The 13,327-nt window shown below is 47.9% G+C and carries 12 protein-coding genes; 3 read left to right on the top strand and 9 right to left on the bottom strand.

Annotated features, from left to right (window positions below; all coding sequences use genetic code 11):
- The first annotated feature begins 10 nt into the window (after positions 1–10).
- Both LIN78_RS06905 and ypfH read left to right on the top strand, forming a co-directional pair.
- Positions 11–817 (top strand): DODA-type extradiol aromatic ring-opening family dioxygenase, encoded by an 807-nt coding sequence (locus LIN78_RS06905; RefSeq protein ID WP_227179879.1) that lies wholly within the window; start codon positions 11–13, stop codon positions 815–817.
- 126 nt (positions 818–943) lie between these two features.
- A complete protein-coding gene (ypfH, locus tag LIN78_RS06900; RefSeq protein WP_227179877.1) occupies positions 944–1,537 on the top strand; it encodes an esterase in 594 nt (197 codons plus the stop codon).
- Positions 1,538–1,548: 11 nt separating this feature from the next.
- On the opposite strand, the gene rbsD is transcribed toward ypfH, so the two are convergent.
- From rbsD to LIN78_RS06870, 6 genes are all read right to left on the bottom strand, one after another.
- Positions 1,549–1,944, bottom strand: a complete 396-nt coding sequence (gene rbsD, locus LIN78_RS06895; RefSeq protein ID WP_227179875.1) for a D-ribose pyranase — start codon at positions 1,942–1,944, stop codon at positions 1,549–1,551.
- A gap of 20 nt (positions 1,945–1,964) precedes the next feature.
- A complete protein-coding gene (gene rbsK, locus LIN78_RS06890) occupies positions 1,965–2,879 on the bottom strand; it encodes a ribokinase (protein WP_227180244.1) in 915 nt (304 codons plus the stop codon).
- Positions 2,880–2,894: 15 nt separating this feature from the next.
- A complete protein-coding gene (locus tag LIN78_RS06885) occupies positions 2,895–3,905 on the bottom strand; it encodes a LacI family DNA-binding transcriptional regulator (protein WP_227179873.1) in 1,011 nt (336 codons plus the stop codon).
- Between the two features lie 81 nt (positions 3,906–3,986).
- A complete protein-coding gene (locus LIN78_RS06880) occupies positions 3,987–4,970 on the bottom strand; it encodes an ABC transporter permease (protein WP_227179870.1) in 984 nt (327 codons plus the stop codon).
- Between the two features lie 18 nt (positions 4,971–4,988).
- Positions 4,989–6,521: a sugar ABC transporter ATP-binding protein gene (locus LIN78_RS06875; protein ID WP_227179868.1), complete on the bottom strand. Its 1,533-nt coding sequence runs from the start codon at positions 6,519–6,521 to the stop codon at positions 4,989–4,991.
- Positions 6,522–6,581: 60 nt separating this feature from the next.
- Entirely contained in the window at positions 6,582–7,529 is a 948-nt protein-coding gene (locus LIN78_RS06870) for a sugar ABC transporter substrate-binding protein (RefSeq protein ID WP_227179866.1), read from the bottom strand.
- 351 nt (positions 7,530–7,880) lie between these two features.
- On the opposite strand from LIN78_RS06870, the gene LIN78_RS06865 reads away from it, so the two are divergent.
- Positions 7,881–9,497 carry a methyl-accepting chemotaxis protein gene (locus LIN78_RS06865; RefSeq protein ID WP_227179864.1) on the top strand — a complete coding sequence of 539 codons (1,617 nt, stop codon included), beginning with the start codon at positions 7,881–7,883 and terminating at the stop codon, positions 9,495–9,497.
- Here the strand turns inward: LIN78_RS06865 and recG are convergent.
- From recG to hemW, 3 genes are all read right to left on the bottom strand, one after another.
- Entirely contained in the window at positions 9,494–11,581 is a 2,088-nt protein-coding gene (gene recG / locus LIN78_RS06860; protein WP_227179863.1) for an ATP-dependent DNA helicase RecG, read from the bottom strand. The two genes, LIN78_RS06865 and recG, sit on opposite strands and share 4 nt — an antisense overlap.
- A gap of 135 nt (positions 11,582–11,716) precedes the next feature.
- Positions 11,717–12,097 carry a deaminase RidA gene (gene ridA / locus LIN78_RS06855; protein ID WP_227179861.1) on the bottom strand — a complete coding sequence of 127 codons (381 nt, stop codon included), beginning with the start codon at positions 12,095–12,097 and terminating at the stop codon, positions 11,717–11,719.
- 58 nt (positions 12,098–12,155) lie between these two features.
- A complete protein-coding gene (hemW, locus tag LIN78_RS06850; RefSeq protein ID WP_227180243.1) occupies positions 12,156–13,325 on the bottom strand; it encodes a radical SAM family heme chaperone HemW in 1,170 nt (389 codons plus the stop codon).
- Positions 13,326–13,327 lie beyond the last annotated feature (2 nt).

The raw sequence follows: 13,327 nt of genomic DNA, 5'->3' as shown, positions 1-13,327 counted from the left end.
AGATGCTTTGATGATTCAGCGCAGTTTATTTGTTTCTCATGGTGCACCTGATATTGTGTTAAACCCGGGTACTTGGGGGTCGATGTTATCTGCGTATGGTCAAATGCTGTGTGACGTAAAGGCGGTGTTAGTGATTTCTCCGCATTGGAGAACAAGAGGACTATTTATTACTTCAGCAAAAGCGCATCATGCGATGCATGATTTTGGCTCTTTTCCTGAAGCATTGTATGAAATGGAATATCACCCACCGGGTGCAACCAAGTTAGCCGAAGAAATTGCGACGCATCTTAGCCAACAGGGTTGGCGGACAACGGCGGACGCGCTACGTGGTTTAGATCATGGCGCATGGATTCCGCTCATGCAGTTATTTCCGGATGAAAATGTACCGGTGCTGCAGTTATCGATGCCCATTAAGATGACGCCACTAGAGGCGTACCAATTAGGTGAGGCATTACAAGGATTAAGCCGCAGTGGTGTGTTGGTGATGGGGTCTGGCTGCTTGACGCATAATTTGAAAGATTACCACCAAAAGCCACTAGAAATGCCGGACTATGTGATGCGTTTTACCGAGTGGATTCGCGATCGTATTGAGCATAATGATAGAGCGGCGTTGATTGATGCGCTAACGTTAGCGCCGGATGCCGAATTAGCCCATCCTACGTCAGAACATTACTTACCCTTGTTAGTGGCATTGGGGGCGGCTGGCGATGATGCACGGGCGACGCTCTTAGAGACCGGTGTGCAGTCGAATGTGCTATCGCTGGAGTCTTATGCTTGGGGCGTGCATTCTGCACCTGAAACTTTCCGCGCTTGTTAATTAAGCCTGGGGGCTGTAGGGGAGTCACAATTGTCCCGATTATCGGGGTAATGCTCTTGGTTTTGTACTATTGGTTGTGGAAATGAATCGATTTATGATGCTGCTATTCTGATATTAGCTAGGGGCATGATGATGGCGGCAAATCGATTATTTATTTTTTTGCATGGCGTGGGAGATAGTGCTGCTGGCATGCGTGGTTTTGCCAATCACTTTGCCGCGCAATTTCCGGACGTAGCGATAGAAGTGCCAGATGGCACCTTGCCAATGGGCCCGCATGGCGGCAGGCAGTGGTTTCCTATTCAAGGTGTGACAGAAGAAAACCGGCCTTCACGAGTCGCGGAAGGTTTGCCGGCAGTAGTGAGTTTGATTAAGGCTGCGCAAGCAAAATACCAAGTGGCAGCGAAAGATACCGTGCTAATTGGTTTCTCGCAGGGGACAATTATGTCTTTGGCCACCGTGGTGGCGCATCCTGAATTAGTGGGGGCAGTGATTGGTTTTTCTGGGCGATTTGCAGAACTGCCATCATCCATTTCAACAGAAACCAAGATTCATTTGTTGCATGGTGAAGCAGACCCTGTGATGCCGGTGATGCTGGCAAAGCAGGCGTATGCGCAGTTGCAATCGCTAGGGGCGAGTGTGACCTTAGATACCGAACCCGGCGTGGCCCATCATATTGGCGCCGGGCTATTCCAAAAAGCGATTGGCTATTTAACGGTATAAGCTGCAGCGAATTAGAATGTGACACCTGCGCGAAGAATTACGTTCGCGTAGGGGGTGCATTCGCCTGTGCGGATAATGACCTTGGCAGTTTTGCTGAGGTCTTTTAACTGCTCATGGCTGATCGTATCTTTAGTAATGCCCTGCGTGGCAGTTTCAATACCGGTTTGAATTTCTGGGCTATGGTTCGCGGTTTCTGCGGCAATTAGCACGGCTTCAATGGCTAATTCATTGGCAACTGCTGTAAGCACATCTAGAAATTTAGGCAAGCCTGGTACAACTGCTAGATCAATCAGCGGGGTATTGGCGGGTACTGGCAACCCTGCATCGCCAATCACGATTAAATCCCCATGACCAGCAGCGGTAATGATCTCGGTAAGTTTGGCGTGAAGCAATCCTGTTTTTTTCATGTTAGCTCGCGATGAATTGATTAAGGCAGCGTAATTTCGTGACGATGCGGAATGGAGCTTTGTGCGCCTTGCCTGCTGACGGTAATGGCGCTGGCTGCTTGGCCAAAGGCGATCGCTTCGGTTAATGCCATACCTTCTTGTAGGCCGGTGGCAATGCCGCCAATAAATGTGTCACCCGCTGCGGTGGTGTCTACGGCAGTGACTTTTTGTGCCGGGAAATGGCCATTTGCTTCTTTGCCTAATGCGTAAACACCTTGGCTACCTAAGGTAATCATTACTTGATGAATACCTTGTTCTTGTAGTTTCAGCGCTGCTTGGTGAGCACTTTCTACATCCGTCACCGAAATACCGGTGAGTTCGGTTGCTTCGGTTTCGTTAGGGATGAGGTAGGAGATCGCTTGCCATGCCCAATCGGGTAACTCGGCCATTGGTGCAGGGTTGACTAACACTTTGGTGTCCACCTTTTTCGCAATTTCTAAAATGCGAATAATGGCAGGGATGGGAATCTCGAATTGCAAGATAAGCAAAGAGGCGGCTTGGATATCTGCTTCTAAGGCATCGATATCTTCTGGGGTAAACGTACCGTTCGCACCTGCAGAAAGTAGAATGCGGTTTTGGCCGTTATCTTCCACTAAAATAATGGCAATGCCGGTGGCTGTCTCTACTGTTTGAACCGCGCTGGTTTCTGCGCCGGCTTCTTTTAAGCCGTTGATTAAACTCTGACCAAAATCATCTTTACCAACTCGACCAATCATACGGACATTGGCGCCTAGTCTTGCGCAGGCAAAAGCTTGATTGGCTCCTTTTCCACCATGATGGGTGGCAAAGTCATGTCCGAGGAGTGTTTCCCCGGCTGCTGGTACACGTGGAGTACGCATGACCAAGTCCATGTTAAGACTGCCAATCACAAGAATAGGAGCGGATGAGTTTTGCATCATTGTTGAATCAAATCATGAAAGAGTAGAAGGGGCGGCAGAAGACTGCCGAACAATTAATTCTGGTTGCAAGATCAGTTGGCGAGTTTGCGTACGGCCACCTGACAAGCGCTCTAGTAGTAATTCTGCCGTACCCACGCCAATCGCCTTTTTCGGCTGCGCAATGGTAGTAAGTGGCGGGATGGTATACGCGGCTAATTCAATATCATCGAATCCAACAATCGAGATATCACCCGGTACGGATAAACCTGCTTGGTGAATCGCACTCATTGCACCAATTGCCATCACATCGTTACAAACAAACACAGCGGTTGGACGATCGTTTCTTGCCAGTAAGGTTTGCATTGCATTGAACCCGCCACGGCTAGTGAAGTCACCACGTGCCACATCGCCTTCTCGACGATCAATGCCTGCTGCTTGTAGGGCTAATTTCCAGCCCGCACGTCTTTCTGTGCTTGGTGCTAAACCTGCCGGGCCGCTAATACAGGCAATATTACGATGACCGAGTTGAATGAGATGGTCTGTCGCCATTTTGCTGCCCGATGTATGGTCTACCTGAACCAGATCGCTATCTAAGCCAATAATGTTGCGATCGACCAATACCAGCGGTACGTTGAGACTTTCTAATTGGCTGGCTAGTGCTGCTTCTGCGCCTGAAGCGACTAAGATCAGCCCATCAATCCGCCGCTCTGCCAATACGCGAAGATGGCAAGACTGTTTTTCTGGGTCGTTATCAGAATTACATAAAACAAGGTTGTAACCCGCATCAAAACACTGGCTTTCTACGCCGCGAATAATTTCCGCAAAGTAGGGGTTTGAATTATTTGGAATCATCATCCCTAGGGTGCGGGTGGAGTTGTGTTTCAAACTCCTTGCGATCGCACTAGGCACGTAACCTAGCGTAGCTACTGCCGTCTCAATGCGTTGCTTGGCCTCTTCGCTAACAAAGCGAGTGCCATTTAGCGCGTGTGAGACGGTGGTGACCGATACGCCTGCATGTAATGCGACATCTTTAATGGTTGCCATAGTAGCTCTGGTATACGCTAGGTGAGTTAACCGCGTGTTTCAACTGTGTATTTATTGCATTTAAATTGGCAAATTGCCAGATTAGTGTGAGCGACGGTTACGACGACGTTCACGGTACATATCTAGCACAACGGCAATAATAATTACACAACCGGTGATAATGCGCTTTGTTGGTTCTGAGGCACCAATTTGTGCCAATCCAGCTTCTAGCACTGAAATGAGCAATACACCTAAGAATGTGTTGGCAACTGAGCCACGGCCACCCATTAAGCTAGTGCCACCAATCACAACGGCTGCAATCACGACTAGTTCTGCACCAATCCCCGCGTTCGGGTCTGCTGCTTCAAGGCGTGATGCTTGCATAATACCGGCAAGACCCGCTAATAAACCGGTAATGGCAAACACCGCGATTTTCACTGGGCGAGGATCAACACCTGCTAAGCGAATGGCTTCTTCGTTTGTACCAATACCAATCATGTAACGGCCAAATACAGTTTTCACCAAGATAATCTGGGCAATGATCACAATTGCAATCGCAATAAAGAAAGACGGTGACAATTGGCCAACCACCGGCGCACTTAACCAATCAATTGCGCTACCGATATATTGGGTTTTAGAGTCGGTTGCAATGTACGCTCCGCCACGTGCTACTTCTAGCATGCCTAAGGTGACGATAAAAGAAGGTAAACGCCAGCCAACTGAAATCACCCCGTTAATCATGCCGGTAACTAAGCCAGTTAGCATGGCAAGTAGCATGGCTGGGAATAAGCTCCAGTGCCATTGCAGCATGGCAATACCCGCTACAGCACTAGAAAGTGCCATGACCGAACCAACGGATAGATCAATACCGCCGATGATAAGAATAAAGGTCATGCCAACGGCCATTACTGCTACGGCTGGGATTTCGTTCGCAATGGTGGTGAAGGTATCTAAACTAAGAAAATACTCACTTAAATAACTAAATAAACCCACCATGAGCAATAGTGCAATGATGAGGCCTAGGTAGTTTCCAAGCTGCTGCTTTAGTTGGCTGGCTTGGTTAGCAGTCTGACTTTGGGTGGTCATGATGTTTTTCCTGCAAAATTAATGGGTTTGTGCAGTGGCTGCGCCATGCTTCATCGAGCTATATTCGCTAAACGCGGCTTCTAGCAAGGCTTGTTGTGACCAAGAGCCACGCTCAAAAATGGTTATGAGTTTGCCCGCACTCATGACGGCAATTCGATCGCAGACGGACATCAACTCACGAAGGTCACTTGACACCATCAAGAGGGCTTTGCCATTGGCGGCCATCTTGTCCATTTCTTTGTAAATATCTGCACGTGCACCGATATCTACACCACGGGTTGGTTCATCTAACAGTAACACATCACAATTGCGATGAATCCAGCGAGCAAAAACCACTTTTTGCTGATTACCGCCAGAGAGTTCTCCGGTGGTTTGCTCGATGGAGTGGCTACGGATGCCTAACAGTTCGCGCATTTCACTGACTAAGCGAATTTCTTTCGCGGCTTGTAGCCACGTCCGTTGTGAAACATCGGGAAGATTCGCTAAAGTGGTATTCACTCGAATCGATTGGCTAAGCAGCAACCCTTGTGCTTTACGGTCTTCTGTAACCAAACCAATGCCGGCTTTCACCGCTTTAACTGGTGAATGCTTCATCGGAATAGATTGGTTTTTGAGGGCGATCTCACCACTGTCTCGTTGGTCTGCACCAAAAATTAAGCGGAGTAGTTCGGTACGGCCAGAGCCAACTAACCCAGCGATGCCTAAAATCTCTCCATTATGTAAATCTAGGCTGACATCTTTTACTGCACTGCCACGGCTTAGGTGTTTGCAGCTAAGTGCGAGTCCGCTAGTTGGACGGCGAGGTCGGTCCATGCTTTCTTGTACGTCTTTACCTACCATCAAGCGAACAATTTCGTCTTGTGTGGTGGTTTTCATTGGACGTGTTTCAATCAGGTGGCCATCTCGAAGTACGGTCACACGATCTGCAATTTTTTCGAGTTCGTCTAGGCGATGTGAAATATAGATAATGCCAACGCCACGTGCTTTGAGCTTTTCGATCTGTTCAAAAAGATGCTCAACTTCACGGTTGGTTAGCATGGCACTGGGTTCGTCTAGAATCAGCACTTTGCAGTTACCCACTAAGTTGCGGGCAATCTCTACCATTTGCTGGTGGCCAATACCTAATTGGCTAACAGGGGTTTCAGGATCGATATGTCCTAAACCAATGGTTTCCATCTGCTTTTTCGCCAAGTCCAGCATGGCTTGTTTGCGAATAAAACCGCCACGGTTTGGCAGACGATCTAATAGTAAGTTTTCGGCAACAGTTAAGGTAGAGATCAACCCTAACTCTTGCAACACCATCCGAACGCCTTGTTGCTCGGCCGATTTACGGCTATCAGGGCGGAAGTCTTTTCCATCTAATAGCATCACGCCACTAGTTGGCGTCACTAAACCCGCAATGATTTTTGATAGGGTACTTTTGCCCGCCCCATTTTCACCGGTGAGTGCTAAGACTTCGCCAGCGTGCAGGGTCAGGTCAATATGCTGTAGCACCGGGCCTGCGTAATGCTTGCCAATACCAGATGCATGAAAGAGTGCGCTACTTGTCATGGTAGTATTCCATTGATCCCGCCAGATCAATTTCGCAGAACGAGCGGGATCAAAGCAAGATTACTTGGTTACCAATTTAACATTGGTCTCAACAACTGCTGGCAGTTTGTTTTGCGGTGTTTTTGCTTTCACTGCTTTTAATGCAGTTTCAATACCAAACACAGCTTGTTGTGCACCAAACTGATCTGCAGTCGCTAATACACGGCCATCTTTTAGCATTGGTTGGATAGCAGAGATGTTATCGTAACCAACAACAGCTACTTTGCCTGATTTGCCTGCAGTTTTGATCGCCGCCACTGCGCCTAGTGCCATATTGTCGTTACCCGCCAAGATCGCTTTTAGATCTGGTGTTTCACGCAACATTGCGCTAGCGATCGTGTTCGCTTTGTCCATTTCCCATTCGCCAGACTGCACGTTTACTACGTTGGCTTTTGCTGCTGCCATCGCGTCTTTGAAGCCTAGGGTACGTTGTTGCGCGTTAAGGGTGGTAGAAACACCTTCTAGGATCGCTACTTTATCGCCTGCTTTGATCGATTTTGCTAGGTAGTCACCCACTAGTTTTGCGCCAGTGCGGTTGTTTGGGCCAACAAACGGTACGGTAATGCCTTTTTCTTTCAATGCTGCTGCATCAAGTTTGTTGTCGATGTTTACAACAATAATGCCTTTAGATACGGCTTCTTTTAGCACTGGTACTAGCGCTTTAGAGTCTGCTGGTGCAATCACGATTGCATCTACTTTTTCAACCATCATTTGCTGAACGATTTTGATCTGTGCTGCGGTATCGGTTTCGTCTTTAATACCGTTGCTCACTAATGCGTAATCTTTGCTGTGCTGTTTCTGATGAGCCTTCGCACCATCTTGCATGGTTTGGAAGAATTCATTTGCTAGGGATTTCATCACTAGCGCGACCTTTGGATGTGCAGCATCAGCAAATGCACTGCTGCTAGCGAACAAACCAACAGTGGTGATCGCTGCTAAGGTTTTTAAAGCAAAACGGCGTGAGTTCATCAGGTTCTCCTAAGTGTCTATTCTGACTTTATTTGGTAGAAAACAATGACGCAAACGTTTGCGCAATCGTTTGCGTGCAGTTTATGTGCACAAAATAAGCAAATCAACAACTTTCGATGTTGCGCTGCCGCATTTTTGTCAACCGTTTGACGAGATGTTTTAAAAATAAAAAAACATCCACCGAGTGAAGGGGGAAATAGCGAGCGGAATATAAGGCGGATTAACTGACTGACCAGTTGGTTACATGAGCGTATAGGTTTTCTTTAAAAAATGCGTATGAATATAGAAGGGAGATTTCCATACTCGCAATCAGAAACACAATAAAACTGCCCAATAAAGAGGAGCGGATACATGAAGATTGCGAGCAAAACATTGGTAGCATTTGCGGTGGCGTTGGCTTCCGTGTTGGTGGTCGGTGTGGCTGGTATATTGCAAATGCGCAGCATTGGAAAAGAACTTGATACCGCCTTTAACGATACGCTGCCTAGTCTATCTATATTGCAAAATGCCAAGGCTGAGGCCGTTAAAGTCAATGCGGCAATGATTAAATTTGTGCTGACGACGGATCTTTCATCGAAAGATAGCTATGAAGCGGAAATGAAAGCCGCTGACGCCAATGTCACAAAATTTCTAAAAACTTATCAGGAAAAATATCTCAGCGACGAACAAGACAAAAAACTACTCAGCGTATCGTTGGCGACATTTGCCGGCTACCAGCAGTCATTAAAAGAGGCGATTGAAGTTTCTAATTCGGGTGATTTGGCCGCTGCAGAAAAACTGATGAAGAACGTCTTGGCGCCAAAAGCGAAGCAGTTAGAAGACAATCTTGAAGCACAGGTTAGCCATAGTAATGCGCTTGGTTTGCAAAATGCGGATTCAGCAAAAAAAGCAGAGGTGATTGGACGTCAAGTCATTATCTGGGGGGCGCTGGCTGGGTTGATTCTTTCTGCGTGGATGGGGTTTAAACTATACCTAACGATTCGTAGTGGGCTAAATACGCTATATCAAACCGTCCATGAGGTGAGTTCGACTTTGGACTTTACGAAGCGAGCTAAAGTAACGACGGAAGATGAGGTCGGAAAAACGATTCATGGTTTAAATGAGTTGCTTGATCGTATGCAGCAAAACCTGCAAGTGCTGTTGGCTAGTTCTCAGGAAGTGGCAAATAGTGCAAATCAGATGACGGCGAATGCGCAACAACTCGCCCAAGCATCGGATACCCAAAGTGATGCAACAGAAAATGTGGCCGCGACGACGGAGCAAATGGCCGTGAGTATTCAGCTAGTGGCCGATCAGTCTCATCAATCACAAGGGTTGGCGAAAACTTCAGGCCAATTAGCCATTGCAGGGGCGCAAATTATTGGGAGTACGATTGACGATATTCGCCGAATTTCTGCCACGGTAAAAAATACCGATGAAACGGTAAAGTTGCTCGATCAACAAAGCAACCAAATTGGTGCCGTCTTGGCCGTGATTAAAGAAGTGGCTGACCAAACCAACCTACTCGCATTAAATGCAGCCATTGAAGCGGCAAGGGCGGGTGAGCAGGGGCGCGGGTTTGCGGTGGTCGCAGATGAAGTCAGAAAATTGGCGGAACGTACTGCATTATCGACACAAGAAATTGCTGGCACGATTAACCAAATGCGCCAATTGTCTAATAGTGCGCGTCAGCAAATGGAATTAACTTTAGAAGAAGTAAATGCCAGTGTGAAACGTGCCGATGAAGCAGGTGGTGCCATCGAAAAAATTGGCGAGGCGGCAGAAAACACAGCAAGTAATGTAGAAGAGATTGCGCTTGCCATTCATGAGCAAAGTTCCGCAACAAGCAATATCGCCGTGCAGATTGAACGCATCACACAAATGACGGAAGAAGCGAGTGCATCTGCCGAAGCAGCTTTAGCAACCGCTAACCGACTAGATCAGTTGGCGAGTGAGCAAATGAATATTCTGCAAAAATACAAACTTTAGGCGTCTAATAAACCTGTTCGGTTGCCGATCCATCTTTCTAGATGGGCGGCAGCCACTTCTGGTTGCTCGGCTAATAATCTTGGCGCCAGATTTCTCGCAATTTCGAGTAAATCCGTATCTCTTTCTAGATCTGCAAACCGCAGTAATGGCACGCCACTTTGACGGTTGCCTAATAGTTCACCTGGGCCGCGAATGTGTAAGTCTTCACGCGCAATCTCGAAGCCATCTGTGCTTCGGCGCATGAGGTCTAGTCGGGCTTGGGCGATTTCGCCTAATGGCGCTTGATATAGCAAAGTACAGTAACTTGCTTTGCTGCCGCGTCCAACTCGACCACGTAATTGATGTAGTTGCGCTAAACCCATCCGTTCAGCGTGGTCGATCACCATTAGCGTGGCATTTGGCACGTCTACGCCCACTTCAATCACGGTGGTTGCGACCAAGATATCTAACTCATGGTCTTTGAATGATCGCATCACCGCTTGTTTTTCACTTGGTGGCAATTTGCCGTGGACTAAGCCAATACGCAGGTCGGGCAACATCGCTTGAAGTGTTTCGTGGGTGGCAACGGCGGTCTGTAGTTGTAATGCTTCAGACTCTTCAATCAGCGGACAAACCCAATAGGCTTGCGCGCCTTGCCCTGCTGGTGCGGGGCGGCAAGCGGCGCCCACTCGTTCTATCAAGTGTTCGCGCTTACGGTTATCTAACAAGGTGGTGACGATGGGTGTTCTACCTGGTGGAAGTTCATCAATCACAGAAACATCCAAATCCGCAAAATAGCTCATCGCCAAGGTACGGGGGATAGGTGTTGCCGACATCATTAGCTGATGCGGTGCTCGGTTTTCATCGCTGCCTTTGCTGCGAAGTTGTAGCCGCTGCCCGACACCAAATCGGTGTTGTTCATCTACCAGTAATAAGGCCAAATTGGCAAAGCTGACTTTGTCTTGAAAAAGTGCATGCGTACCTACCGCAATTTGCACTTCGCCTGATGAAATCGCCGCTAGGTTGGTTTCCCGTTCTTTTTTCTTTTGGCTGCCAGATACCCAGCCAATGCGGATACCCATGGGCGTTAGCCACTCGGTTAGCTTGCGGAAGTGTTGTTCGGCTAGTAACTCGGTGGGGGCCATAAAGGCAGCTTGCATGCCATTTTCGACAGCTTGCAGAGCGGCGAGTGCGGCGACAATGGTTTTACCACTACCCACATCCCCTTGCAGCAAACGTTGCATCGGTACATTGCGGCTTAAATCACGGCAAATTTCGTCAACAACGCGGCTTTGTGCAGGTGTGAGCGCAAAGGGGAGGCTGGCTAATAGTTGGCCAGTTAACTGACCGGTAGACGTAAGGATTGGCGCAGGAACTTCTCTGCGTTTGGCACGGTTAGACAGGAGGGTGAGTTGCTGTGCGAGTAACTCATCAAACTTTAACCGTTTCCAAGCCGGGTGTGTTTTGGCGGTAAGGGGGTATAAATCACTCTCTACCGGAGGCGAATGCAAGAACCGGATGCTCTTTTCTAGTGGTGGTAGTTTATACGCACCGACAATCGAGGCTGGCAAGGTATCGTCTAACAGGACATGTTTTAATGCAATGCCAACTAGTTTCGCGAGGGTGTCTTGGGAGAGTCCGTTGGTCGTGGGGTAAACCGGGGTAAATTGGTTACCCAGTGGCGCATCTAGCCCACTAAACTTGGCGCGAGGGTGCACCATTTCCAAACCAAAGAAACCATGCTTAATTTCGCCGATTAACCGAACCGATTTACCGACTTGCCATTGCTTTTGCTGTGAGGGATAGAAATTGAGAAAACGGACAACTAAACGTCCCGTTTTATCGGCTACTTCGGCAATCAATTGTCTGCGATGACGAATTTGCACTTCGCTTTTTTTGATGAGGCCTTCGACGACAACGACCCGATCATGCGGCGCTTCGGTGATGCCATACAACTGCGTTTCATCTTCGTAACGATGTGGCAAATGCAATACCAAATCTTCCAACCGTGTAAGGCCGAGCTTGGCTAGCTTTTGGCGATTAGGATCGGTAAAGCCGGCGAGTTTACGAAAGGGATCTGGCGTAGCTGAAATGACTTCTGACATAAGTCAGGATTATTCCATAGTAGTAGCCGGTTTGCTATGCCTAGCATTAGATGGTTGATGTGTTTGCATCGGGAAATAAAAAACCGCCTAAGCAAGATACTTAGGCGGTTTTTGGTATTGCTATATTGCTCGAGATTAACCCAAGAACAATACGCCGTCAGCTTCGATCAACGAGCCGCGTGGTAGCGCAGATACTTGAACCGCTGCACGTGCTGGGAATGGTTGTGGTACATACTCAGCCATGATTTCGTTTACTTTAGCGAAGTTAGCCAAATCCACCATGAAGATGTTCAATTTAACTAAGTCGGCCAAAGAACCGCCAGCTGCTTCAGCAACTGCAGCTAGGTTTTTAAACATTTGATGGATTTGTGCATCGATGCCTTCCACGATTTCCATGGTCGCAGGATCCAATGGAATCTGACCAGACAAGTACACGGTGTCACCTACTTTTACCGCTTGTGAGTAAGCGCCAATTGCTTTAGGTGCATTGTCTGTATGGATGATGGTTTTTGCCATTTTTTAAGCTCCGGTGGTGATAAATCACTCTTTGCCAGTCTTTGCCATATGGGGTGCGTTAGGCTGGTAAAAAGTGGTGAAGTAATTGGTTAAGGAAACGCTGTCCTTTTAAAGTTGGCGTAATCATCTCATGATTTCGAGTAATTAGCCCCTCTGATTCGGCGTTTTGCAATGCTTTCCCGACGCGGTTAATAGGTAATCCGGTATGCTGAGCGAAGAGCTCAACCGGGAAGCCTTCGGTTAACCGCAAGGTATTCATCATAAATTCAAACGGTAAATCCGTTAACTCTACCGCGTGTTCTTCTAAAATTTGGCTACTGTTTGCTACGTTTTCCATATAGGCCGTTGGTTGCTTATGGCGTATTTGGCGCAAAATCTTGTCGTGGAAAGATAGCTTGCCATGTGCGCCAGCGCCAATCCCTAGGTAGTCGCCAAAGCTCCAGTAATTCAGATTATGCTGACAACGATGTCCTTTTTGCGCGAAGGCGGATGTCTCGTAGTGTTCAAAGCCGGCTGCCGCTAGTCGGTTTTCGATCGATTCTTGCATATCCGCCGTCAGATCATCATCCGGTAACTCTGGCGGATAGCGATAGAATAGCGTGTTCGGTTCTAACGTTAGGTGATAGCACGACAGATGTTTGGGCGAGAACGATAGTGCCGTCTCGATATCTTCCATGGCTTCCGCTAGGGTTTGGTTTGGAAGACCATACATGAGATCTAGGTTAAAAGTGTCAAACGTTTCTGCGGCAATGTTGACCGCCCGTTTGGCTTCTTCGCTATCGTGCACGCGGCCTAAAGCCTTGAGATGACGTTGGTTAAAACTTTGAATGCCAATGGATAAGCGTGTAATGCCCGCCGCCCGATAATCTTTGAATTTTTGGATTTCAAACGTGCCTGGATTGGCTTCTAGAGTAATTTCCGCATCGGTATGAATGCGCAAGCGTGCCCGGAACGCCTCTAAGATTCTATCTAACCCTTTGGCCGATAAGAGGCTTGGCGTGCCACCACCAAAGAAAATCGTAATAACACGGCGGCCCCAAATAAGCGGTAGGGCGGATTCTAAATCCAGTATGAGTGAATCAATATAGGCGTCTTCGGCTAAGTCACCCCGTTTTTCATGCGAGTTAAAATCGCAATAAGGACACTTTTTTAAGCACCAAGGGATATGTACGTAAAGTGACAAGGGCGGCAGCGATGTCATTTGCCAGTTACTTTTCCCTACCGGCATGG

Origin of the sequence: Leeia speluncae (assembly GCF_020564625.1) — a bacterium.
Taxonomy (GTDB): Bacteria; Pseudomonadota; Gammaproteobacteria; order Burkholderiales; family Leeiaceae; genus Leeia; species Leeia speluncae.
This window is presented reverse-complemented; position numbering and strand designations above follow the sequence as displayed.

Coding starts and splice junctions, on each gene's coding strand:
- LIN78_RS06870 (WP_227179866.1), bottom strand. CDS start 7,529: ATGAACTCACGCCGTTTTGCTTTAAAAACCTTAGCAGCGATCACCACT.
- hemW (WP_227180243.1), bottom strand. CDS start 13,325: ATGCCGGTAGGGAAAAGTAACTGGCAAATGACATCGCTGCCGCCCTTG.
- rbsK (WP_227180244.1), bottom strand. CDS start 2,879: ATGCAAAACTCATCCGCTCCTATTCTTGTGATTGGCAGTCTTAACATG.
- ridA (WP_227179861.1), bottom strand. CDS start 12,097: ATGGCAAAAACCATCATCCATACAGACAATGCACCTAAAGCAATTGGC.
- LIN78_RS06875 (WP_227179868.1), bottom strand. CDS start 6,521: ATGACAAGTAGCGCACTCTTTCATGCATCTGGTATTGGCAAGCATTAC.
- LIN78_RS06865 (WP_227179864.1), top strand. CDS start 7,881: ATGAAGATTGCGAGCAAAACATTGGTAGCATTTGCGGTGGCGTTGGCT.
- rbsD (WP_227179875.1), bottom strand. CDS start 1,944: ATGAAAAAAACAGGATTGCTTCACGCCAAACTTACCGAGATCATTACC.
- LIN78_RS06885 (WP_227179873.1), bottom strand. CDS start 3,905: ATGGCAACCATTAAAGATGTCGCATTACATGCAGGCGTATCGGTCACC.
- recG (WP_227179863.1), bottom strand. CDS start 11,581: ATGTCAGAAGTCATTTCAGCTACGCCAGATCCCTTTCGTAAACTCGCC.
- LIN78_RS06880 (WP_227179870.1), bottom strand. CDS start 4,970: ATGACCACCCAAAGTCAGACTGCTAACCAAGCCAGCCAACTAAAGCAG.
- LIN78_RS06905 (WP_227179879.1), top strand. CDS start 11: ATGATTCAGCGCAGTTTATTTGTTTCTCATGGTGCACCTGATATTGTG.
- ypfH (WP_227179877.1), top strand. CDS start 944: ATGATGATGGCGGCAAATCGATTATTTATTTTTTTGCATGGCGTGGGA.